Annotated in this window: 21 protein-coding genes and 1 pseudogene; 18 read left to right on the top strand and 4 right to left on the bottom strand. The window is 54.6% G+C overall.

Going from position 1 to position 24,104, the window contains the following annotated elements:
* Positions 1-74 precede the first annotated feature (74 nt).
* Positions 75-239: pseudogene (locus NL64_RS30690) on the bottom strand (Dyp-type peroxidase); the annotation flags it as partial.
* Positions 240-695: 456 nt separating this feature from the next.
* On the opposite strand from NL64_RS30690, the gene NL64_RS22670 reads away from it, so the two are divergent.
* From NL64_RS22670 to NL64_RS22650, 5 genes are all read left to right on the top strand, one after another.
* Positions 696-1,178: a VPLPA-CTERM sorting domain-containing protein gene (locus NL64_RS22670; protein WP_034150285.1), complete on the top strand. Its 483-nt coding sequence runs from the start codon at positions 696-698 to the stop codon at positions 1,176-1,178.
* A 284-nt stretch (positions 1,179-1,462) separates the two neighbouring features.
* Positions 1,463-2,020, top strand: coding sequence for a polysaccharide biosynthesis/export family protein (locus NL64_RS22665; protein ID WP_034150284.1), 558 nt, complete (start codon positions 1,463-1,465; stop codon positions 2,018-2,020).
* A gap of 20 nt (positions 2,021-2,040) precedes the next feature.
* On the top strand, positions 2,041-3,156 hold the full coding sequence (locus NL64_RS22660) for a hypothetical protein (RefSeq protein ID WP_034150371.1): 1,116 nt from the start codon (positions 2,041-2,043) through the stop codon (positions 3,154-3,156).
* A 20-nt stretch (positions 3,157-3,176) separates the two neighbouring features.
* On the top strand, positions 3,177-4,739 hold the full coding sequence (locus tag NL64_RS22655) for a GumC family protein (protein WP_034150283.1): 1,563 nt from the start codon (positions 3,177-3,179) through the stop codon (positions 4,737-4,739).
* An 11-nt stretch (positions 4,740-4,750) separates the two neighbouring features.
* Complete coding sequence (locus NL64_RS22650; protein ID WP_034150282.1) at positions 4,751-5,554, top strand: CpsD/CapB family tyrosine-protein kinase; 804 nt, start codon at positions 4,751-4,753, stop codon at positions 5,552-5,554.
* 43 nt (positions 5,555-5,597) lie between these two features.
* Here NL64_RS22650 and galE read toward each other — a convergent pair whose 3' ends face one another.
* Genes galE through NL64_RS22635 form a run of 3 tightly spaced genes read right to left on the bottom strand, consistent with a single transcriptional unit; the run spans position 5,598 to position 10,780 of the window.
* A complete protein-coding gene (gene galE / locus NL64_RS22645; protein ID WP_034150281.1) occupies positions 5,598-6,575 on the bottom strand; it encodes a UDP-glucose 4-epimerase GalE in 978 nt (325 codons plus the stop codon).
* 51 nt (positions 6,576-6,626) lie between these two features.
* Positions 6,627-9,248: a cellulase family glycosylhydrolase gene (locus NL64_RS22640; RefSeq protein WP_034150280.1), complete on the bottom strand. Its 2,622-nt coding sequence runs from the start codon at positions 9,246-9,248 to the stop codon at positions 6,627-6,629.
* 5 nt (positions 9,249-9,253) lie between these two features.
* Positions 9,254-10,780: an O-antigen ligase family protein gene (locus NL64_RS22635; protein WP_034150279.1), complete on the bottom strand. Its 1,527-nt coding sequence runs from the start codon at positions 10,778-10,780 to the stop codon at positions 9,254-9,256.
* A gap of 97 nt (positions 10,781-10,877) precedes the next feature.
* On the opposite strand from NL64_RS22635, the gene NL64_RS22630 reads away from it, so the two are divergent.
* The 13 genes from NL64_RS22630 to NL64_RS22575 all read left to right on the top strand — a co-directional run bounded on the left by NL64_RS22630 (position 10,878) and on the right by NL64_RS22575 (position 24,080).
* Positions 10,878-12,254, top strand: coding sequence for an oligosaccharide flippase family protein (locus NL64_RS22630; RefSeq protein ID WP_034150278.1), 1,377 nt, complete (start codon positions 10,878-10,880; stop codon positions 12,252-12,254).
* Positions 12,255-12,394: 140 nt separating this feature from the next.
* Positions 12,395-12,589 carry a hypothetical protein gene (locus NL64_RS29790; RefSeq protein WP_080758079.1) on the top strand — a complete coding sequence of 65 codons (195 nt, stop codon included), beginning with the start codon at positions 12,395-12,397 and terminating at the stop codon, positions 12,587-12,589.
* Positions 12,586-14,052, top strand: a complete 1,467-nt coding sequence (locus NL64_RS22625; protein ID WP_034150277.1) for a GMC oxidoreductase — start codon at positions 12,586-12,588, stop codon at positions 14,050-14,052. Before NL64_RS29790 ends, NL64_RS22625 begins: the two co-directional genes overlap by 4 nt.
* Positions 14,053-14,127: 75 nt before the next feature.
* Entirely contained in the window at positions 14,128-14,745 is a 618-nt protein-coding gene (locus NL64_RS22620) for an acyltransferase (protein ID WP_034150276.1), read from the top strand.
* Positions 14,738-15,694: a glycosyltransferase family 2 protein gene (locus NL64_RS22615; RefSeq protein WP_034150275.1), complete on the top strand. Its 957-nt coding sequence runs from the start codon at positions 14,738-14,740 to the stop codon at positions 15,692-15,694. Before NL64_RS22620 ends, NL64_RS22615 begins: the two co-directional genes overlap by 8 nt.
* Positions 15,695-15,704: 10 nt before the next feature.
* Positions 15,705-16,229, top strand: coding sequence for a serine O-acetyltransferase (locus tag NL64_RS22610; protein WP_034150274.1), 525 nt, complete (start codon positions 15,705-15,707; stop codon positions 16,227-16,229).
* 61 nt (positions 16,230-16,290) lie between these two features.
* Positions 16,291-17,268, top strand: a complete 978-nt coding sequence (locus NL64_RS22605) for a glycosyltransferase family 2 protein (protein WP_034150273.1) — start codon at positions 16,291-16,293, stop codon at positions 17,266-17,268.
* 7 nt (positions 17,269-17,275) lie between these two features.
* Positions 17,276-18,199: a DUF535 family protein gene (locus tag NL64_RS22600; RefSeq protein ID WP_034150272.1), complete on the top strand. Its 924-nt coding sequence runs from the start codon at positions 17,276-17,278 to the stop codon at positions 18,197-18,199.
* Positions 18,200-18,273: 74 nt separating this feature from the next.
* Entirely contained in the window at positions 18,274-19,476 is a 1,203-nt protein-coding gene (locus NL64_RS22595) for a glycosyltransferase (RefSeq protein ID WP_034150271.1), read from the top strand.
* Positions 19,473-20,660 carry a glycosyltransferase family 2 protein gene (locus NL64_RS22590; protein ID WP_034150270.1) on the top strand — a complete coding sequence of 396 codons (1,188 nt, stop codon included), beginning with the start codon at positions 19,473-19,475 and terminating at the stop codon, positions 20,658-20,660. Before NL64_RS22595 ends, NL64_RS22590 begins: the two co-directional genes overlap by 4 nt.
* Positions 20,660-21,400: a WecB/TagA/CpsF family glycosyltransferase gene (locus NL64_RS22585; RefSeq protein WP_034150269.1), complete on the top strand. Its 741-nt coding sequence runs from the start codon at positions 20,660-20,662 to the stop codon at positions 21,398-21,400. Before NL64_RS22590 ends, NL64_RS22585 begins: the two co-directional genes overlap by 1 nt.
* Positions 21,401-21,744: 344 nt before the next feature.
* Positions 21,745-22,887: a hypothetical protein gene (locus NL64_RS22580; protein WP_034150268.1), complete on the top strand. Its 1,143-nt coding sequence runs from the start codon at positions 21,745-21,747 to the stop codon at positions 22,885-22,887.
* A 59-nt stretch (positions 22,888-22,946) separates the two neighbouring features.
* Positions 22,947-24,080, top strand: a complete 1,134-nt coding sequence (locus tag NL64_RS22575; protein ID WP_437176934.1) for a glycosyltransferase 61 family protein — start codon at positions 22,947-22,949, stop codon at positions 24,078-24,080.
* Positions 24,081-24,104 lie beyond the last annotated feature (24 nt).

Raw genomic sequence — 24,104 nt, 5'->3', positions numbered from 1 at the left:
TTGCCGCGCTGTGGTACGCAGGCAAGGCTTCGCTAGGTTGCTGCGTCACGATGGAGAGGGCGATTCACGTCATGGGTCCGCGTGAGAGCGGCGACGTCAGCACACCACGCCCGCGCTTTTCTGGCAGGCTCACTTCCGGGCATCAAAGTTGCAACGATAAAAATGGCGCTGCTGGTGATGGCGTTACAGATGGATTGCGGTTCAGGGGAGGCGTTACCGATTGGCGTAGACGTGGTCATAGATAGCACCCCTTGGCAGTGAAACAGATAGGAAAACCTTAGCAGAGCGCGGCTTTTCAACGGCAAACAGGGCAAGCGTCATTTTTATGAATGAAATCGCTTTTGATTGGCAAATAGATTTAGGCGCTGGAAAACCGTCAGTCAAATTTCACTCATCAAATACGCGCTATAAACCAGCTCGTTGTGGAGGGCAGAAAACCCATTGAGATCACAATAAACCCATGCCTTCTAATGGGATAACGCTCAATCCTGATGCTGTTTCACTGTTGGGAAGAGCGGATCCAAGATCAGCGTGCTGTGCCGATATTTTGACGTCATCTGGTCGGTTTTTTTATTTTTATCAATTATGGTGACGAGCTATTGACGTAATGGCTATGTGCTTATACGCTGAATTTAACCCGATAGATATTCCTCCATTCCCCGAAATAATTACCCTGTATGCAGGGAGGCGATGAAATGCGTCCGACACTTTTTATTAAATTCGTATTGTTTTCGACGCTTCTCAATGGTGCAGCGGTCTTTAGTGCGCAAGCGACCAGTTTCACCAATGAATTTAATAATATGAACATCGCCTGTGCAGATCTGGTGACCGAAACCGGCCTGGATCTGGAGGGGCCGGCAACTGGCGAGCTTTCTACTTTTGAAAGCAGCCTGGGGGTGCCTTCGTTGGTCAGCAACAGCGCTCAACTTGCGCAGTTCAGCAGCGTCATCTATCGCTCGGAATCGGGGAAAGGCAATGCCGTCAATTCTTCTGCGTGTGACGGTTTAATGGCGGCGGCTTCCAGCGAACAGTTGAAAGATGTGCAAGCTATCGATCCAACTGCCACCGCTGATTCGTTTGCCAGTCCATCGAATGCGGTACCGCTTCCCGCGGCAGCCTGGTTATTTTCTTCTGCACTGTTTGGATTTATCGTCGTTGCCAATCGGCGGAAAGTGTAATCGGGGCGATCGGTTAGTTGAATGGAAGTCTAAGTGTTTGGTGTGAGTAATTTGACGTTTTGAATCCGTCATTAGTTTGTTGATTGCAAGTTTCTGTTGAATAACATTATTTCGTTATCTGAATTTTTGTTCGGGTAGCGCGGTGTCAGGTGACTAAGCGCAGTCGCCAGATAAGCCGGAGACGATTGGCGTTCGATCGATCTTTGACGTGAATTGGGAGAGAGTGAAATGGCCCGGTTTTTGTGTGAAACTCGTAGTAAGGCTATTTAAGCGGAGGGATCCCAATGAAGCGTTTCTTGTTACCTGCGCTCTGCGCGCTGGCTGTTCTGCCCAGTATTTCCAATGCCGATGAATCAGACCCGGCTTACCGGCTTAACCCGGGTGATGCCCTTTCTGTTTCAGTTTGGGGTGAAGACAAGCTGAAACAGGACGTGCGCGTACTTCCCGACGGCACCATCACCTTCCCTCTGGCAGGTAAAGTTGATGTCGCAGGACTAGATGCAAGTGCTGTCGAAAAGAAAGTCGCTTCCAAGCTTGAAAAATTCATTCCGGATCCGAATGTCAGCGTTGTAGTCACTGGCACTGAAGGCAATCGCGTCTATGTGCAGGGCAAGGTACTCAAGCCTGGTAGTGTGCAATTGTCAGGTCAAACTGACGTACTTCAAGTCGTGAGTATGGCGGGTGGACTGGACAAATTTGCGGACACAAAAGGTATCAAGGTCGTGCGTCGTAATGGGGCGAAACAAGAGGTATTGCGGGTTCGCTACAACGACTTGATTTCTGGGGACGACATGTCCACCAACTACGTACTCAAAGCCGGCGATACGTTGGTCGTACCTTGATCTTGCGCAACGTAATCCACTTGCCATTGCTGCATAGAGTCGGGATCGCCACTGCGATCCTGACTTTGCCGCATTCGGGTGTGGCCTACGCGGCCACCTGGCAATCAGCCGTCGCGCTGCCCATGACTGTCGAGCACGACACCAACCCATTGCTCAATCCGGGCAATCAGAAAGCTGTGACTCGAACCATCATCGCCCCCGATGTCACTCTCCTGGGTACTTCCGGCGTGGACGAGTTTCGGTTTGGCCTCGGCGTCAATGTGGAGCGCTCGTCCGATCCTGATATTGTTCTGGATCGTGAAGACCCCAGAGTGCTGTTGGGTTGGCAGCGCGAAACCGAAAAGGGTGCCTTTGGGCTCGCAGCGAAATACGTCGAGACCTCTACGCTCTCCACCACGGTTCTGGATACCGGTGTCGTTGCCCCCGATGGCACGCAAAAACTCTATTCGCTGGCCGGTAACTGGAAGACTGCGCTCACTGAGCGAAGCACCCTGGCTAACGACACCGAATACGCAAGCGTCAATTACGATATCGACACGCTGACCAGCTACGACGAACTGGCGACGCGCTTCACCTGGAGCTATGCGTGGAGCGAGCGTACCGAGTTGTTCACGCGATTTGGCGTGAGGCACTATGAGCCGGAGTCGGACGCGGTGGTGGAGTCCTCCGACAGCTATACCCCCACCGTCGGGGTGAACTACCAGTTCTCCGAGCGGTTCAAGGGGTCGCTGTATGCCGGTGTCAATAAAGTGTCTGGCACGGGCGACGGTCCTACGGGTCAAGGCGGCGTTACGCTGCAATATACCGGTGAGCGTGTCGAGACGAGCTTCGACGCCAGTCGTGGCACTGTCGCCAGCGGTGATGGTGGCTTCAACGAAGTGGATGACGTAAGAGGTGTCTGGAGTTATTCCATCGACGAACTCAGTCGCACCGGTTTCGATGCTTCATGGCAGGACAGTAAGGGGCAAATACCGAATACCCTGCGCCAGTACGGTGTCTGGGCCAGTCGGGAACTCTCGCCTTTTTGGGTAGCGCGCCTATCCTTTACGTACAAAGAACGCCAGCAAGATGGCTTGCAAGATGCCAACGCCAACATCATCGGGATGACGTTGACCTATAGTCATCCTGACTTCTGAAATTCAGCTGCGTGAGAAATATGACCTCTGAATACGAAATGTCGCTCAACGACTACATCGCTGTAATCAAGCACCACGCCCTGCTGTTAATCGTCAGTTGCGCGGTAATTCTCGGTGTGTCTGTGGCGGTGGCGATCTCTATCCCGCCTATCTATCAGTCATCCGGTACCATTTTGGTGGAGTCTCAGCAGATTTCACCGGATCTGGTTGCCGCCAATAACAATTCCTTCGCCGATGAGCGCATCGAGGTCATTCGCCAGCGCGTAATGACCCGTGAGCATCTGGAAGGAATCATCAACAAATACAATCTTTTTTCGAAGCAAAGCCGGCAGCTGACCCTGTCCGAGAAGATTGACGAGATGCGCAATGCGATTTCAGTCTCCTTGGTCAGTGCTGACGTCAAAGGCCGCGGAGAGGTGACTATTGCGTTCCGTCTTGCGTTTGAGCACCGGGAGCCTGAGGTTGCGAACGAGGTTGCCAAAGAGCTGGTAACCCTGTTTCTGGATGAAAACATCAAGCAGCGCACCGAGCGTGCCAGTGAAACGACAGAGTTCCTGACTCAGGAAGCGGACAAGCTCAGGATTGAACTGCAAGCCCTGGAAAACCAATTGGCAGACTTCAAGCAGGCTCACAGCAACGCGCTGCCTGAGCATCAGGAATTGCGCATGAACATGCTGACGCGCGCTGAATCCGAGCTCAAGGAAGTCGACCGTGACGTCAAGGCTGCCCGTGAGGAATTGCGCTTCAATGAGCTGGAACTGTCCGCAGCAGTTGCCGGGGTCGCGACCAAACCCGGGGTCACCGCGGCAACGGACAAGCCACAGGACCTGGGCAGCCTCAAGGCGGAGTACGCCAGATTGCTGACGGTGTATACCGACGCTCACCCCGATGTGCGTGCCGTCAAACGCAAAATCGCTGCGCTCGAGGCCAAGGGAACCGGTTCATCCAGTGCAGCCCCTGCGGTCAGTCTCGACGTCGCCAAGGCTCAGGCCCGGATCGCCGCCGCAGAAACACGCATCAAGTCGCTGGCCGATCAAAAGAAGGAACTCCTCGGCAAGATCAGCGACTACGAGGCACAAATTGTTGAGACGCCACAAGTCGAGCGCGGCCTGGTTACGCTGATGCGTGACCATGACAACGCCCGTAAAAAGTATGAGGAAATTCGCACCAAGGAAATGAGTGCGAAAATTTCCGAAAGCCTGGAACAGGAAAACAAAGCGGAACGTTTTGTTTTGCTGGAGGCGCCACTGATGCCCGAAAAGCCTGTAAGGCCGAACCGCAAGAAAGTGGTTGCCCTGGGCTTTGTTCTCGCCCCGGTCGGCGCGGGTGCACTGGTGATGCTGCTGGAAATGCTGAATCAGCGTGTGCGTGGTGTCGAGGCGCTGTCGAGTGTGGTGGGCCGGCGCGTATTGGTCGCTATTCCCTACATTCCAACCAAGGCGGAAATGGCACTTCGCAAGAAGTGGCGAAAGCTTATGATCCTCTGTGGTGTCGCGATAGTCGTGACCCTTCTGGTGCTCCTGCACTTCTTCTACATGCCATTGGATCTTCTGCTGTTTAAAGCTCTGGCACGGTTTGCATAAGGAGTTTGACCGTGAAAATTATCAAACCAGCAAGTGATAACGCCGACCAGCACGCTTCGTCAGCGCTCGTCACCACGCATCAGCCTACGCCGGCAGAGCAAGCTGCGACGCTGAATGCACTCAGCTATGTGCAAACCAAGGTTGTGCCTTTGCGGGCAGAGCACCTGGAGCGGCATCGCATTGTGTCGTTCAACAAAAATTCGAACATGGGTTGGGCGTTCGATTTGCTGCGTACACAGGTTCTTAAAGTCATGGAAGAGAATGGCTGGCGCACGCTGGCTATCACTTCGCCGACGCCGGATGCGGGCAAGACGGTGTTAGCGATCAACCTGGCAATGAGCATCGCGCATCACACGACCAAGACAGCGTTGCTGGTGGATTTCGATTTGCGTCGTCCGAAGGTAGGTGCCTACCTGGACCTGCCGATGGATAAATCGCTCAACGAATACCTGGCCGATGAAGCTGAACTCCAGGAAGTGCTGGTCAATCCGACGTTGCCGCGCTTTGTCGTGCTGCCGACGCGTGAGCCGATTCCTCTCTCTACCGAGGTGCTGTCATCGCCCGCGGTGAGCCATTTGATTTCGGATCTGCGTGAACGCTACGACTCGCGCATCGTGATTTTCGACTTGCCGCCATTGCTCAGCTCAGACGATGTGCTGACGGTCTTGCCGAAGTTCGACTGCGTCCTGCTGGTGGTTGGTAATGGCATGAACAGCAAGCGAGAGATCGAGGACAGTCTGCATCACTTGGGATCTGCCAATCTGATCGGAACCGTGCTGAACAAAGCCGAGCCTGAAAAGCGCTCGTACTCTTGATAGTCGGCGCTACTCGCTAGCGCCGATGTTCAATACCCGGTACTCAGTGCCACGGATACTTCTGTTCCCAGCTCCAGGCGTGCGCCACGATCTGTTCCAGTGACGAAAATTGCGGTTGCCAACCCAGTAGATCGCTGGCTCTTCGTGGGTCGGCGACCAGGCGTGGTGGATCGCCGGCGCGGCGTGGCGCTTCGCTGACGGATATCTCCCTGCCAGTCACGCCTCGCGCGGTGTCAATCACTTGCTGCACCGAGAAACCTTGGCCGTTGCCGAGGTTGAAAGCCGTGCTTGTGCCGCCTGCCAATAGATAGTCCACGGCAAGCGCGTGAGCAGCGACGAGATCGGCCACGTGGACGTAATCTCGAATGCACGTGCCGTCAGGCGTGTCGTAGTCACGGCCGAAAACGGTGACGCTGGCGCGTCTTCCGGAAGCCGCTTGCAGAATCAGTGGCAGCAGGTGGGTTTCCGGTTCATGGCGTTCGCCCAGCTGGCCTTCTGGATCTGCTCCGGCAGCATTGAAGTAGCGCAGGCACACCGATTTCAACCCGTAGGCGCGGTCGAAATCCTCAAGCATCTGCTCAACCATCCACTTGCTGCGACCGTAGGGGTTGATCGCGGCCTTGGGGTGCTGCTCGTCGATAGGGATGTATTCCGGGTCGCCATAAACAGCAGCGGTCGAGGAAAAGATGAAATGCTTTATCTGCGCACGAACCATCGCTTGCAGCAGCGTCAGTGTCGCGGCCAGGTTGTTTTGGTAATACTTGGCAGGCTCGGTAACGGATTCGCCAACCTGGATGAATGACGCGAAGTGGAACACCGCATCAAAGCGGTGCTGTGCAAACAAAGCGTCCAGCCCTTGCCCGTCGGCGATGTCCATCTCGACCAACTTTGCGCCCATCAATGCACTGCGGTGGCCCGTGGAAAAGTTGTCTGCCACCACCACGTCGTGATCTGCGCGCAGCAAGTGCTTGACCATGTGTGAGCCGATGTAGCCCGCGCCGCCAACAACCAAAAATTTCATCCTGATATCTTCTCCTGTGAGCTGTTGCCGTTTAAGCGCGGATCGGGATGGCTATTGGGTGACCGGCGCGCTTTTCTTCAAGAACAACCAATTGGCCGACTGCCGGCCGTCGAACTTGATGGTATAGCGTCCATCAAGATAGGTGGCAGGCACCTTCTTCATTTGCGCCAGTGTGCCATGGGTGAACAGCGTCAAGCCTGGCGGTGCCTGGAGGGTCAGGGTGCCTTCCAGAGGCTCGACATGGAAAGGTGGCCTGTCATCATCGCCGGGGATGGCGCGAGTGCCCAACGAAATCAACAAATCCTGGGATTTGCCAACCGGTGCGTCGTCCAGGCTTTGCACCACCACGCTGGCATTCGCGGTTTTCACTTGAACCTGGATGTTGCCAAGGCTGATCGACTCGCCGCCGATCCAGCCGGTTGCGGCCTGCGTGCGTGGCGTGTCGACGGTGTAGATGCCTTGTTTCCAGTTGCGTTTCAGCTCGCCCGTGTCTGTCGTGGACTCGCTGGCATTGGCGTCCAGCAGCGACTGGTTGGGGTCATGAAACACTTTTGCATCGCCCGGGATAACGCCCGGCTGCAACCACGGTAATTCCGGCGTCTGGGGCATGGCGATTTCCAGCCTGCCTTTTTCCATGGCCGTGCGCAGCAGCGCAGAATTGGCCGGTGTGATGGATTGATCGAACAGGGTGGCTGGCGTCGGTGCAAAGATATACGTCGTGTTGGCTTCGCGAACATCGCCCCGGCGATAAAGCAGCGCGGCGGCGGGCAGGGTGGCCAGCAATGCCGGGTCGTTATAGGCGTGCCAGTTGCCAGCCGTCATCCAGTCGCCGGACAACGGCTCCTGGCTGTACGCATATTGAATCAATGTATCCCAGCCCTGATGACTGGCGGTGCCGGCCATATACAGGGGCAGCGAGTGGCGATCGGAGGTCGGGAAGGGCTCGTTGTTCCACTCGGTGACGGTCAGCGGCTTGCCCGTGACCTGCCCGGCGGCTATCCAGTTGATCAAGCCGTCGCTGGTGAGCGGGTTTTTTTCCAGCTGCCCCGCGCCACCGTAGCTATGGACGTCAATGACATCGCCAGCGGTCAGGGCCGGCAGCGAACTCATTCCTTCGCGGCCCCAACTGCTGGTTGTCGCGATAGGTACCTTCACGCCCAGCTTGCGCATGTGCTCGATCATGTCTGCGTTGAAGCGTCGCTCCAGGTCGTTAAGGAACAACTTGGAGGGTCCATGCTCCCAGGAACGCCAGGTTTGTCCCGAGGACAGGTTGTGCTGTCTGGCGAAGGATTCGGCTTCGGCCATGTAAAGCTTGTTGTGCTTTGGCACATCCTTGTCTGGCAAAAGGATGTTGCCGAAGTGATGGGTGATGTCGTTTTCGTTAGTGATCAGAACGGCGGCCACGGCTGGATCGTCTTTGTAGGCGAGGCCGGTATAAGGGTTTACATGGGTCAGATAGGCTTCGGTAAAGCGTTTCATCGCCTGTTGAATAGTGAGGTTTACATAGGCGTAGCCCTTCAGGTCAGCGTTGCCTTGCTGGTTTTTTGGCATCTCGTCGAAGCCATAAATGTTGTCGCTCTTCGTCAGGGTTCGTTCGACGTGCATATCGAGCCACACATAGATGCCTTCATCTTTCAGGCACTTGATCCACCAGTCGATTTTTTTCAGCGACTCGGCGCTTAGACGCTGAGTGTCACGCAGGTTGTCGGCATCGCCAAAGATGTTCGGGCTGACCCACGGCGAGTCATGGTGGTGCAGTCGTACCAGATTGAAACCGAGCGCCGACAAACGTTTGGCCTGCTGCTTGATATCAGCGTCAGGTGTGCGAAACAGTGCATAGGACGTTACGTTGGTGCCCCAGAAACGTGCCGGGGTGTTGTCCGCAAACAGCAGTTGCTCACCGGATGCTTTGACGAAACCACGCTTGCCGGCGGGTTTTTCGTTGGCGTTGAGAAAGGACAAATCGACCGGGGAGGTTCTGAAGTCGAGCTTGTCGCTCGGCCAGCTCTTCGGGTCCGCCGTTCCGAAACGCTCGGTCGAGGTAGGGCCGAGTACCACGTCGCCAGATACGCTTAACGTGGCCTTGAAGTTTTGGCGACCGGGTTTGATCGTGTCTTTGTAGAAAAAAGCACGGACTTCGGATTTATCACCCGGCTCGAAATACACACTCGCCAGCGCCGGCTCAAAACGCATTTCGATGCGTCGCCCCTGTGCGGTGCCCCAGGACCAGCCGCTGTTGCCGGGTAGCAACGTTGGCTGGCCCATTTCGCCAGCGAACAGCGCAGGATCGAACGTGAAGACGATGCCTCCGCCCATCACGTTGGTCTTAACGCTGTGTGCATCCAGAGCAAAGGTCCAGCTCAGCGTCTTCTCATCTGCTTTCTGAGCCTGTGCCGCCAGGTCGAAATCCAGGTCTTTGTTCTGACCAACCAGCGAGTAGTTGTAGGGGCTGTTCACCTTGAACTGGGTCGGGAACCCCGTCCATTCCCAGTTGCTCCCCCAGAAGGTAAATATGGAAGCCATCGCAGGGCTGCCACCGCGCTCCACCATAGGCAGGCCGCTGCGCTCATCCACGCGGACGACCCATTCCGATGCCCAAGTGCCAAACGGCCAGCTAACAACAGACAAAAGAACCATAAGCTGCAAACAGGTGCGGCGAAAAAAAATGGGCATTGGCATTACCGGAGTTGAAGGTTGGTACTCACAGGGACTGCAGTAGAGGCGCGCACGAGTCTGCGCGCCATCTGTGCGTAGGCGACGCCGAGTCCGGCCACCGACCAATACACCACAGGTATGACCGAGATACTGCTGACGGTAACGATCGTCACTAATATCCCGGCCAGTGTTGCAAAGAGCGCTCGTCCGAGTCGCCGGGCCTCATCGTCCTTGTTGGGGAACGAACGCATCGCCTTGCGGATGCCGACGACGACAGTGGCGAAAAACAGCACGAAAATCGTCAAACCGATCAGGCCGAGCTCCAGCGCCACGCCAATATAGGTGTTTACGATATCGATGATGCCCTGTCCTTGAGTCAGGGACTGCATTTCTGGCGTACTGCGATAATCGAAAGAGCCCAGCCAAGGGTTGCGTTCAATAACGATCATGGCGTTATCGAACAAGCGCTGCCGGTAGGTGATGTTCTCGACTTCCACGGAGCCAATGAATGGCAGCAGATCGAGGACCTTTTGCCCGCCAGGCAGAATGGCCAGAAGGGGCAGGGCGAGTATTCCCGCGAGTCCCATAAGTATCAGGCGTTTGGCCGCTTGACGTCCGGTGGCAATGAACACGGTGATCATGGCCAATGCACCGATCCAGGGACCGCGCGAAAGCGGCGCAAACAGGCCGCCGGCCAGCAAGAGGGCGCCGAGCAGTCGCTGTAATCGGCTGCGTACACTTTCCTGTAGAAACAGGTAAAAACCGATGGCTACTGTAATGGTGTATCCCAGTGCAATGGCCTGCCCGGTAGTGGCGCTGGCACGCAACGAACCGCCGCGGCTCAAGTAGCCGGAAATTTCCCATTGCATGCCCAGCGTGTCGATAAGCGCGGAGTACAGCAGCCAGCTCCGGGAAAATTCGACGAGCGCAATCATCGACAGCACCATGGCGGCGAGTACAAAGCCGAGCAGGGCGTCCCGGAAATCGCTGAGGTCCTTCAGGGTCCGGCTGGCAACGTAGTACGGCAAGAACACGTCGATGAACAGGTAGGCCGTTTGGCGAAGGGTATCGGTCACCGTGGTTTCACGCAGGAACAACAGGCTCGTGAGTACCAAATAGAGTGCCAGCAGTTTGTCAGGCCAGATGCGCCCGAATGCGACTGTGCCGGCTCGCTTGCGAACCACCAGAAAAACCGGCAACAACACGCACAATGACAAGAGGCGAACATGGTTCAGGTCAAAAAAATAATTGATCACACCGAAACCGGGGATCTGTACCGAGGTCGGCGGGATGAGAAACAGCAGAAAGAAAAAAAGCGCCAGCGGGTTGCGTTCCCGTCGTCGTGCAATGGTCAAAATGATTGCGGTAACGCCTGCATACACCCAGAAACTGTGCGAGACAAATGCCAATAACGTCAATGCAAACCAAAGATTGCGGCGGCGAGTGAAGTCGTTTTGCGGGATCAAGTCAGCTGCCGGTCGGCGAGCCAACGCAAAAACGATGCCTGCTAGAACCAGAATGACGATTAACGCGCGAAAGTGCTCAGGCATGGATTATTGAACTTTTTTGGTGGGTGAGCGATGGGTAGTGGAATGTCTGATTGCTACTATAGTAACTTGCGTGCCACTGAGTACGGGATTTGATGTTATGCCTTCATTTGATATATCGCCATCGTTGAGCCTGCGCAAGCGAGCGATATCGGCCGGGGCTTGGAATTTAGCTGCGCTTGTAACATCTCAGGCCATCCGTTTGGGTGGCAATCTCGTAATGGCCCGCCTGCTGATGCCGGACATGTTCGGCATCATGATCATCGCCACCACCGTGTCGGTGGTTCTCCATTTGCTGTCTGATGTGGGCTTGCGCCAGAACATCATCCAGAGTCAGCGTGGCGACGAGCCAGCGTTTCTCAATACCGTCTGGACCGTGCAGATCGTGCGCGGTTTTATTCTGTTCGCAGCGACACTTTTAGTCGCGGTCTTCGCCTGGTTTGCACAAAGCATCAACCTGTGGGCGCCTGATTCCACCTATGCTGCTCCTGAGTTGCCACTGGTCCTGGCCCTTACCGGATTTTCCGCGGTCATTTATGGTTTCCAGTCGACGAAGATCGACGTGGCCGTTCGAACGTTCCAACAAAAGAAAGTCGTACTTGCCGAATTTGCATCCCAGCTCGCCGGACTGTTGGTGATGCTGGTCATCGGTTACTTAACCCGCTCCATCTGGTCACTGGTAGGTGCAGGTCTGGTCGCCGCATTGGTCAGCACGCTATTGGGACATTTCTGGTTTAAAGGACCTGCTAACCATCTGCATTGGGACCGCTCTGCGCTCAATGAGCTAATCGTTTTCGGCCGCTGGATCCTGTTGTCGTCGGCAGTCGGCGTCCTGGCCATGCATGGTGATCGCATCTGGTTTGGCGGCAGCATGTCGGCCACTGAACTGGGCGTCTACTCCATTGCCGTGCTGATCCTGGGTGCCCTTCAAACCGGTGTGCAAAGACTGGCTGGAGCGGTCGCGTTGCCGGCTTTCAGCGAGGCCGCAAGAAACGATGACACCGTGCGTCTGCACGCGTTGTATTACCGTTTCAAATTGATTATCGATCTTTTCTTGCTGTTTCTGACCGGGCTGTTCCTGGTCATCAGCCCGCTCATTATCAGCGTGTTATACGATGATCGTTATGCCGAAGCTGGCACCATGATGGCCGTTCTTTCACTTTCTTTTTTCACATTGCGTTACACGTTGGCCCACCAAGTCTGGATTGCCCTGGGGCTAACCAAGTACCAGGCCATGGATAACATTATTCGGGTTATCTCGTTGTGGGTACTGCTGCCCCTGTTGCTGGCCATTGGCGGGGTGAAATATGCGATTTGGGGAGTCGCCCTGCATACGTTTCCTACGCTGGTCCTGATCGTTTATGTCAATCGCCGTTTGGGCCTGTTCAATATCAAGCGTGAACTGATTGTGCTGCCCATGTTGGTGGTGGGGGCGTTGTGTGGAGCATTAATGCTAGGCCTTGCTAAATGGCTTTGATTTGATTCAAGTCTCGTGCTGTTTTCAATGCTGTGACAGGGAGTCACCATTCAGCCGTTGGTGATGGTTGTCAAAAGTTTTGTGACTTTGATGTGTAGTAAAAATGCTTACGCAATTTCAATGTCGTGGAGCTTTAAATCATGAGCGAACCTGATTTGAATACTTCTCTGCCAGGACGCAGGCGCTTTCTCCAGGCATTGGCTCTGTTGAGTCTGGCTGGACTGACATTTGGCTTGGTCAAGGTCGGTGCTCGGCCTGCTGCGGCTAAAACCGGGTTTGTTGTAATCAATGGTTGGGTGTTGCCCGACCAGTATTTCCGGCAAACCCGAACATGATCAAAGATTACCAATCCCGAAAAGAACTTCGTGATCCATATGATTTCTGCATCGTAGGCGGTGGGCCGGCTGGCATTACGTTGGCATTGCGTTTGGCCAGATACGGTTGGCAAGTGGTATTGATAGAGGGAGGGGGACACGAATACTCGCTGCCTTCGCAGGACCTCTACAAGTGCTCATCCTCAGGCCTCAATATCTATCCGGAAGAAACACGCCTGCGCTATCTGGGTGGCACGTCCAACCACTGGGCCGGGCGGTGTCGCCCCTTTGAAAAATCCGATTTCGCCGTTGCCCCTCCCGTTGGTTTACCCGGTTGGCCCATAGCGTTTTCCGAGATCGAGCGCAATCTGCCGACGGCCATGGCCATTCTGGATCTTCCGTCGGACTCGGGTTTCAAGGCCATCAATGCTTCGTTGGACGCTACCGATTTTGAGGCTGATCACTTCTTGCTGAGCACGCCAACGCGTTTCGCACAAAAATACGCCAAGGAACTCAACGAGACCGAAGGGCTTGATGTCTTCATCAATTGCAATTGCGTCGATCTTGAATTTGACAGCCAGACGGGTCGCATAGCGGCGGTAGTCGTTTCTGATTATGAGCGACGTCGAGAGCCGCTCAAGGCCAATCAGTTCATTCTGGCGACGGGTGCAATCGAGAATGCCAGACAACTGCTCAATAGCCAGTCCTTGGTCGCTGCCGGTGTCGTAAGCAAAGATGGTTTTGTTGGCAGGTGTTTTATGGAGCACTTGAACGTCGAAATGGGCACCTTCATTCTGAAAGACGGGCAGGACAAGGAGCCACGACAATATTTCACCACCGACGCGTTCGTGACGGCGAATCGTTCAGGGAAAGGCAATGTGTCTGCCTCGCTCCTGGCTGAAGTCACGACCTATGGACGATCGGCGGCGATCAAGAGCTTTCTGGAAAATCTCATGTGCGATGCAGGCTGGGCACATAAAGTCGATTTTGTTGCCAAGTTCAATTGCCCCGGAGATGGTGTCCTTACCACGATGATTGAACAATTTCCCAGCCGAAATAGCCGCATAACACTGCTTGACGAGCAGGACGAGCTGGGAATGAACAAGGTGAATATTAATTGGGAGCTAAGCCCCGAGGACAGGCAAACCGTTAAGTCCATTGGGCTGGAGGTGGCGAAGTGTTTTGCCGAGGCAGGGATCGGTTTCGTCAAGCTGGATGACTGCGTTTATGACGTCGATCTGCCGTTGAAAGTGAATCCTCATGCCCATCATATGGGCACGACCCGGATGGCGGCGACGCCCGAGTTTGGGGTTGTCGACGAGAACTGCAAAGTGTTCGGCACCGATAATCTTTACGTTGCCGGCAGCAGCGTGTTTGCTACCAGTGGCGGCTGTAATCCAACCATGCCGCTTCTGCAGCTCGCACTGAGGCTGGCGGATTATCTTAACTATCAAGCAAGTCCCGCGGCGGGCAGGTATTCCTGATACTAGAATGATTAAAAAACCAAGCATTTGACTTGGTAAAAAAATATAAATCGCTGGATTTTCGAGGCTAAAGGGATGATTGGGCTGGCAAGGCGGGCTGTAGGCAAATTTGTCATGGCAACGGGGCGTGGACGCTGGATTTATAAACGATTTTGCAATCCCGACGGGTTCCAATGGGCTCAATATCTGGTCCGCTGGGGAGCATTGCACTCCATCGGTAAAAATGTCTGGATCAATCTTGACTGCAACATAACCGATCCTTCATTGCTACGAATCGGCAACAATGTAGGCTTATCTGATTGCACGGTGTTCGGGCATGATGGAGTCGCTGGCCTGTTGGCTTATCACTACGGTAAAACACTTGATTCCGTCGGCCCCGTCGACATACGCGATAACTGTTTTATCGGGCATGGCGCCATGATCATGCCACGCGTCACCATAGGACCGGATTCAATAGTGGCGGCAGGTGCTGTGGTCACGAGAGATGTCCCGCCGGGTATGGTGGTTGGGGGCAATCCAGCGAAAGTCCTCTGTTCGCTGGATGAGCTGGTGTTAAAGGTCGAAGAGCGTTGTGTTGACTATCCGTGGATGGACATTATCAAGCAACGTACTGTTCTATATGATCCCAAAGTTGAGCCGGCACTTATGGAAATGAGAGTGAAGCACTTTTTTGGCGAGCGAACTAATGAGTAATGCGCCCCTTGATGTGCTGGTCGTTAATTACAACACAGCAAGCCTGTTGCAACCCATGTTCAATGCGTTGCGCCAGTCAACGAGTGCGGATCAACCGCGCTATTTAGTAGTGGATAATGCGTCTGCCGATAATTCGCTGGAGTGCCTGGCGTCTATTTGCCCAGAGGCGATTTTGCTGGCCAATGAAAGCAATGTCGGTTTTGGTCGTGCCAACAATCAACTCATTGAACACCTGCTGGGCAAGTACGCGTTGCTCCTCAATACCGATGCCTTCGTTGACGCTGACTCCCTGAGCAAGACCCTCGAGTACATGGAGTCTCATCCGGATTGCGGAATACTCGGCGTTCGGTTGGTTGGACGAGAAGGTGATTTGCAGCCGTCCTGCCGCTATTTTCCGACGCCAATGAATGTTTTCTTGTCGCGCACCGGGCTTGGTCGCTTTTTCCCCGTGGTGAAGATGGTCGACGACATGGAATGGGATCATGCCTCTGTTCGCGAGTGCGACTGGGTGCCCGGCTGCTATTACCTGATCCGCCGTGAAGTCATCGATCAGGTTGGCTTGTTCGATCCGCGCTACTTCCTCTACTACGAAGAGGTCGATCACTGTAAACGCGCCAAGCAGGCCGGCTGGAAGGTGGTTTACTACCCGCATACCACGGTGGTGCACATCGGCGGAGAAAGTGCCAAGTCGGTTGACGAGCTCAATGCGGCGAGTCGACAGGTCCCCAGATTACAAATCGAAAGCGAGCTTTTGTACTTCCGCAAGCACCACGGTCTATTGGGCTTGGCCTGGCATATGTTCCTTGTGACCGTCGGTGATTTCATTCTGGCACTCAAGGCCCTTTTGAAAGGCCGCGGCCGCGCTGCTATCAAGGCGTGCTGGGAACATGCTCGTGTTACCTGGGCGCTGTTGCGTGAAACCAGACTCGCTAGCCAACCAACACGGTAGACCACTCCTTATGTTCGAAAATATTCGTGCGGATTTGCGTGCCTATGGCGGTGATTGGGGCGCTCAAGGGTTCTGGGTGATGCTGGTTTATCGCTTTGGTCGATGGCGCTACGGCGTGCGCCCGGCGCTGTTACGCAAATTGCTCTCGTTCATCTATAAATTTCTCTTTAAATTGGTGCAGATCATCACGGGTGTCGAGTTGCCGTGCGAGGTTGTGGTCGGTCGTAACTTTGTCATCGATCATTTTGGCGGAATCGTAATCAGCGGTTATGCGCAGTTCGGCGACGACTGCCGAATTCGTAACGGCGTGGTCGTTGGGCTCAAGAACGTGGAAGAGCCCATTGCCCCGGTTATCGGTAACAACGTCGATATCGGAGCGGGGGCCAAGGTGCTGGGCAATATCCGTATTGGTAACAACGTCATTATCGGTGCCAATGCTGTGGTACTCATCGATGTACCGGATGATTCGATGGCAGTGGGTGTGCCGGCGAAAATCAAGAAAAGGCAGAATGCCGAAAACAGGGAATGTTCATGAGTCATGTTTGCGATACCTGCATGTTGCCAACCACCTCGTTTTGCGTAGCTGAGTGAACTCCATGGCTACGGGTATAGGTGTTGTGGTAATCGGTCGCAATGAAGGTCCGCGGCTTGAGCGTTGCCTTGTTTCGCTGATCGGTTCGGCGCAGAAGGTTGTGTATGTCGACTCCGGATCAACGGACAACTCGGTGCAGATGGCACGCAAGCTAGGGGTTGAGGTGGTCGAGCTGGATATGACCATTCCCTTTACCGCTGCACGTGCACGCAATGAGGGCTTTGCTCGTGTGCAACAGTTATTGCCGACGATGCGATATGTCCAGTTTGTTGACGGTGATTGCGAAGTCGTCGGTACCTGGCTGCCCCAGGCACAGGTCTTTCTAGACGCCCGACCTGATGTTGCGGTGGTCTGCGGGCGGCGGCGCGAGCGTTTTCCACAGCGCTCGATATACAACTTTCTGTGTGATCGCGAATGGGACACACCAGTCGGTGAAGCCAAAGCGTGTGGTGGCGATGCGTTGATGCGGGCTGACGCTTTCGCTGCAGCATCCGGGTACCGCGCAGATCTTATTGCCGGGGAAGAGCCGGAGTTATGTGTACGCCTGCGTGCCAGTGGCTGGAAAGTCTGGCGTCTCGGTGAGGAAATGACCCTGCACGACGCGGCAATGACACGCTTCAAACAATGGTGGCAGCGTTCCATGCGCGGTGGCTATGCCTTTGCCGAGGGCGCATTTTTGCATGGGGCAGCACCGGAGCAGCATTGGCTGCGCGAATCGCGCCGTGCCTGGTTCTGGGGTTTGGGCATTCCATTGGCGGCGGTTGTCGCCAGTTTGCTGCTGGGATGGTTTGGGCTGCTGTTGCTACTGATCTATCCCGTGCAGGTGATGCGACTCGCTCGGCGGGGCGATGGATTACCACGTGAAAACTGGTTGCTGGCTTTCTTTCTGGTACTCGGAAAATTTCCCGAGATGGTCGGGCAAGTCAAATTTCTTTTGAGCAGAATCGTCGGCGGCAAGACAGCGTTGATCGAATACAAGTGAGATTTCCATGAATTATTGGCTGGTATTCAAAAGCGCTTTTTCCTTGCATCCGGGGTATTCCCCCAGGGCGCTGAAAAATAAGTTCAAGTTGCTGACGCTGGCTGGAAAGAATCGGTCTGAACTAAAACTGTTTTTGTCGCGCATGTCGCGCTCCCTGGGCAAAACGGGTTTTGAAAAGTTGGGCAACGATTGTGTGGGTGTTGTTCATTGGCCCTACATCAGTAGTAACTGGACACCTCAAGACAGGTTGAGTGTGTTGGCATCGCACTACGAAGTTGTCACAAAAAACTGTCCGCAACTCCTGCTTTTTGGCCGAAATGAAAGCCTTGTTTTAAGTGACCTGTCGCAATGGTCAGCGGGTTGCTCCCTGGTGCTGGATCGTCCGATATGGTTCATGCGCGAAGGGGAGTTGGTGCTGAACCTGTTCCAGGGTGATTTACGCATTGCATCAATAGCCTTCACCTTGAGTTGCGCAGACGGTGAACTCTGTATTTTTGTCGGTGCAGTCCAGGGCATTCACAAGGGCATCGACAGTGACACGTCCCTGACTATTTACCGGGATCTCACCAAGGATTTTGAAGGGCTTCGCCCAAGAAGTTTCTTGATCGAAGTGACTAAATACATAGCCAGCAAAATTGGTGTAGAAAAAATTTATGCGGTGGGAGATGGGTATCGCCATCATCGTCATCCGTATTTTGGCGCTCAAAAGTCTCAAGAGTTAGCGGCGAATTACGATTCGATCTGGCTGGAACATGGAGCAACTCCTTCACAGCGCAAAGATTTTTTCGAGATCCCGATGGCCATGTCCAAGAAGCCGCTTGAAGAAATTGCGGCAAAAAAACGCGCCATGTACCGCAGGCGCTATGAGCTTCTGGATGACACTTTTGCGAATATAGACAAGGTGTTGATAGGCAGTTACGCAGCGCATTGATGGATCTGGTTACTGTACTTCTGTGGGGGGACCTGCAGTCCTAATTCACCGCAACGCTATTTTATTTGGGCCCTATGCGCATCGCTTACTTCATCAATCAGTACCCCAAGGTCAGCCATAGTTTCATTCGTCGCGAGATTCTGGCACTGGAACGCCAGGGTTTCCTGGTGCAGCGCATTGCATTGCGTGGCTGGGACGCCGAGCTGGTCGATGGCGAAGACGTGTCCGAGCGCGATAAAACCCAGTATGTGCTGGAAGGTGGAGTTAAAGGCCTGTTCGTGCCGGTGCTGAAGGTACTGCGTGCCCAACCTCGGCGTTTTTTTTCGACGTTGTGGCTGGCGCTACGCATGGGACAGCGCGCCGATCGCGCCCGGCCGTACCATTTGATTTATTTGTTCGAGGCGTGCCGTGTGCTGTCGTGGTTGCAGGCATTCGGTGCCGAGCATGTGCATGCGCATTTCGGCACCAACTCCACCGAAGTGGTAATGCTGGCCAACGCCCTCGGTGGCCCCGACTACAGTTTTACCGTGCACGGCCCGGAAGAGTTCGACAAGCCGCAGTTTATTCATTTGGGCGAGAAAGTCCGGCGCGCGGCATTTGTTGCGGCCATCAGTTCATATGGGCGTAGCCAACTGTTTCGCTGGGTGGATCATGCACACTGGGCGAAAGTAAAGGTGGTGCATTGCGGTCTGGAGCGGGCGTTTCACGATGTGCCGGCCGTTGCAGTACCGTCCGTGCCGCGCCTGGTTTGCGTGGGTCGCTTGTGTGAGCAAAAAGGTCAGTTGTTGTTGCTTGAGGCTGCCCGCATTCTGTCTGAGCAAGGTGTAGCGTTCGAAATTGTGCTGGCTGGCGATGGGGAAATGCGTGAGCAAATCGAATCGCTGATTACTCAATATGGTTTGCAGGCGCAGGTGCGAATTACCGGTTGGATCAGCAGCGAACAGGTGCGGGCGGAAATTCTTGCGGCCCGGGCTCTGGTGCTACCGAGTTTCGCCGAGGGCTTGCCGGTGGTCATCATGGAAGCCATGGCGTTGCGTAGGCCGGTGCTGACCACCTACGTCGCGGGCATTCCCGAGCTGGTGCGCCAGGGGGAGAACGGCTGGCTGTTCCCCGCGGGTGCCGTGAACGAGTTGGCGACAGCGCTGGCGGACTGCCTTGCGCAACCTGTCGAGGTGTTGCAGCGGATGGGCGAAGCGGCTTATCAAAGAGTGCTGGAGCGACACGATATCGATACCGAAGCGGCCAAGCTGGCCGAACTATTCAAGGCGCAAGCATGATCACGTTTCTGGGTTGGCTGTTCAGTGCACTGCTGATACTCATCGTCCTGCCGGTGTTGGTGCTGTTTGTGCAAGTGCTGCTGGCCTGCCTGCCTGCGCGGTCTCGTTCATCGACACAAGGATCGCGGCCGCGGGTAGCGGTGCTGGTGCCGGCACACAATGAATCCTCGATTATCGTCGCGACATTGAACAGCATTCAGGCTCAGTTAGGAGAGGGCGATCGGCTGCTGGTAGTCGCGGATAACTGTTCTGAGGATACGGCCGAAGTGGCCCGCACAGCAGGTGCCGAGGTGGTGGAGCGCAGCGATGATCAGCGGCGCGGCAAGGGTTATGCGCTGGATTTTGGCGTGCGCCACCTGGCGAACGCTGCCCCGGACGTCATGATCATCATCGATGCCGACTGCCAGGTGGGTGAGGGCGCTATCGAGCGTTTGGCTAGGCGTTGCATGGAGTCGGGGCGACCGGTTCAGGGACTGTATTTGATGCATGCACCAGCGGATTCCGGTCTGAAAGTGCGGCTGGCCGAGTTTGCCTGGTGCGTGAAAAATCTGGTTCGGCCGCGGGGTTGGGCCTGGCTTGGTTTGCCCTGTCCGTTGATGGGTTCGGGAATGGCGTTCGTCTGGCGGGACCTGGCATTGATCGATTTGGCCAGCGGTCACCTCGTCGAAGATTTGAAGATGGGCCTGGATTTCTGCCGGGGCGGCAAGCCCCCGTTGTTCTGTCCTGATGCGCGGGTGAGCAGTTATTTTCCGCGCAGTGATGAAGGCTTGAGTACCCAGCGCAAGCGCTGGGAGCATGGCCATCTGGGGGTCATCCTTGGCGATGCGCCAAAATTGGTTGCAGAGTCGATCAGTCGGCGTAACTGGAACCTTCTGGTAATGACGCTGGATGTATTGGTGCCTCCGTTGGCCTTGTTGACGCTGGTATTGGGAGCCGTCTTCAGCTTGGCATGGTTGGCGTTTTTCCTGGGTGGAGCGTTGACGCCAGCCTTGATAGCGACTGCCGGGATGGCGCTGTTGAGTGTGGCTATTTTGCTCGCGTGGAGTCGGTTTGGTCGCGCGATCCTGTCCTTTTCAGCCTTGATGTACGCGCCGTTCTACGCGTTGAAGAAGATTCCCCTGTACCTCGGCTTTTTGGTCAAGCGCCAGGTTGAGTGGGTGCGTTCGAAGCGAGATGACTCCTGATGCGTGGTTTGGCTTGGCGGGACAACTGGAAAACGATCATCCAGAAATTGCGGGTGGTCAATGAAGTGGAAGACGAGCAAGCGCTGATTGATGCCTTATCCAGGAATGAGGCAACGACAGTGCTCGGGTTCGTCAATGCCCATGCCATGAACCTGGTGGCAGGTAACGCCGACTACTATGACGCTCTGTCGTCCGCGGACGTTTTGCTACGGGATGGCTCCGGCATGTCCATCCTGTTTCGCCGACTTGGCCTGGAGCCCGGGCTGAACATGAATGGCACGGACTTCATTCCTAAACTACTGGCTGCCTACAAGCATCGGCGTGTGGCCTTTTGGGGGACTGAAGATCCTTTTTTGACCCATGCGGTGCAGCACAGCGAAGCAGCATTTGCGGTCAATGTTGTTTCTGCGCATCACGGCTTTGCTGAAGTCGATACCTATCTCAACCTTGCCCGGGAAGTACAGCCAGAATTGATTGTGCTGGGGATGGGCATGCCCAAGCAGGAAGCCGTTGCGGCCAGGCTAGCCGCCAGCGGCATGCCATGCCTGGTGGTGTGTGGAGGCGCGATCCTGGATTTTCTCGGCGGCAAGGTCACACGGGCGCCGCAATGGGTGCGTGTTCTCGGTTGTGAGTGGCTATATCGGCTTGCCAGTGAGCCTAAGCGATTGTTCAGGCGCTATGTGATGGGTAATCCGGTGTTCCTGTTGCGCACGCTGCTCTGCAGAGGGATAACGACTTAAGAAGTGTTTTCATTTGTCAACAAGTTACACTTCATCTAGATTAAAACCGGGCAGGCCCGCTGCCCGCGTGTTAGACGCCAGCTCCAAGCGCTTTCGCCGCGCAGGCAAATTAGCTATCAATCTGAACTTTTCTGATTAGCGCTCCACTCCCTTGCAAAACCCTGACGCAGCATCTTTACTGACTCGTGCATAGTCGAAGTTTTGGTGTGCGGGTTAAGTATGTGTCCTGATTGTATGTTTTTGAATACATCTCAGGCTTTACTTGGGTCGAATAACTAATACTGATTGATATGTTGTTGATTTATAAACTTAAATGAACTTTCCTTAATTGTGCTAATAGAAAAATGAAAGAATATGTAGCAATGCCGATACATAAGCTGATCTCTCCCTCCATGCGGTTTGAGATAAGAAAAGCTATCGCTTGGCTACGAGATGTGTGTGGGCGAGCCTGTTTTTGGCGCTGGGAAATGGTCAGGTTCAAACTACAGAAAGACAGCCTTTATGACGTTCTGTATGTCGGCAGGAAAAACCAGCGCGAATTTGTGCAGGTCCTCATGGGCGCGAACCCCGAGGAGGTTGAACGCCAACCTGAGTTAAAGAAATCGAGTCGCACGGTCCTGATCAGTGAGGTACCCGTTCCCGGTGCATTGTGTGTGCCCAGGAGCCTGAGTGCAGTCGTGCCGCTGGGTAGGTCGGTGGATGAAATCACGGCGAGATACAACACCGAGCTGCGTCGGAATCTACGCAAAAACCGGCTGCGCTATCGTATGAAACAGGCGGTGAACGACGGCGAGATCGCAAGCGCTGACAGGGAAATGCTTCAGCCTTACGCCAGAGCAAGGCACGGTGCATCCGCTTCCCAGATTGAATCGAGCGAGGTTCAACGGGTGGCAAAAAATGCCGGTCGTCTCGACTTGGTACTGTTGGAGGACCAGGTGGTCGCATGCCACCTTGGGTGCGTGATTACGCGGGGCGGGAAGCGCTACTGGAGCACGATCCGTTTCGGCTACCCTGATTCCGTGTTTTCAGACAATAAAAAACTTCGCGAAATTAACTCCATTACAACGTTCATGGCGCTTGAGTGGGCGATTGAAAACGGTTTTGACTACTACGATATCGGCACTTGCCTGGCACGCCCGGACGATGGGCTTCTCGAGTGGAAAAGACGACGTGGCGGTGATGTGGATACGCTGGGCAACGAAGGTTATCTGTTTGTTCGACTGCCTGAGGCAGGCGTCGCGCAGTTCCTTTGGGAGACACCGTTGTTTGCAGTGGAAGGCAGAAAACTGGCGCTTCATCTGGGTCTGCCAGACGGCCCAAGCGATGAAGAAGTCGCCAACCGGTATCGTGAAATGGGATTTGGCGGGCTGTTCAAGATTTATCTCCACTGTGCCAAAAAGCCAGAGGATGAGCTTTTGGACATCCTGCGTAGCCGCTACACTCACCTGAAGTCACCCCCTACTTTTGAATGTGTTGTATCCACCTGAACAGGTCGTTGCTTTAAAAGAAATGCAGTTATACGTGTTTGACCATGTACGCTGTTTCCATGGGAATTTATATGCCAGAAGTCAATACAGTGATGAGCGACGGTCAAACGAAGTGGAGTCTAGCTGCGTATAAGCACATCTTTAAAACACGGCTTGCACGCAAGCAGGCATTAACACTGCAAAGCGTCGCCGCAAAGACTTGGGAAATTGCGCCCGGCGAAATCGCGATTGCGCCTCCCGCTTTTTATCTGCCCGACCAACTTGATCGCGTGACAGGGTGGGCTGGGGATCTTTTTTATCCTTTCGAACATCCCCGTCGCACCATGGAAGGGGTGGGTGAAGTTCAACACGGCCCAACGCGCGCTTATTTACTTAAAGATGTCTGGTTAATTGACGGTGCACTTTACAAAGGCAACGCCAAGTCTGCTTTGTCCCCCAGATCGAAATGGTTACCAAGGATTCGTGTAGAGAACGAAATTGACCGTGGCGCCATGTATTGCACTTCGGGTGGAAATAAATGGTTTGGATCATGGTTAATGGATGATTGCATCACTTACCCATTGGCATGTAACGAAGGCATTCCAGTGACTACGGCGCAGTCTGCCAACCTCGTTTCCACCAGCAGGACCGGCATACTTCACGCCCCCGGATATGAGCAATGGCTTGGCATGAAGCCGTTTCGTGTACGTGATGCGTTTTTCCGTGAGCTCGTGATCTTTGATGATCTTTGTCAAAACCGAAACAAGCATCTGCGATTCCGTGCGATGGGGGAGAAGTTGTTATCGCACGTTGAGTACAACGATCACCCTGGCGTATTTATTCTGCGTGGTGGCACGGGTGAATTGCGATTGTTACGCAACGAGTTGGAGCTCGCCGAGTATTTACGCGTACGTAGGGGGTTCCGCGTTATTGACCCGGCGAAATCCGACGTGCCAACCATTGTGGCGGCCTGTGCCGGCGCAAGAACGGTTATTGGAATAGAGGGGAGTCATCTTATACACGGCGTTAACGTTTTACAGCCGGGTGGATCGCTTCTGGTATTGCAGCCGCCTAATCGCTTTCTGTGCTTCTTCAAATACCTGACGGACCGTGATCACCAGAATTTTGCTTTTGTAGTCGGTTCACCGGATGGGGACGGCTTCAGAATCGACCCCGAAGAAGTTGAGCGGACGCTGGATCTGCTTCCCTCATGACAACTTCTTCGGGTATGACATTCA

The sequence above is a fragment of the Pseudomonas fluorescens genome, assembly GCF_000802965.1.
Taxonomy (GTDB): domain Bacteria; phylum Pseudomonadota; class Gammaproteobacteria; order Pseudomonadales; family Pseudomonadaceae; genus Aquipseudomonas; species Aquipseudomonas fluorescens_A.
Note: the sequence above shows the minus strand (reverse complement) of the source record. Positions and strands in the feature narration are given on the sequence as shown.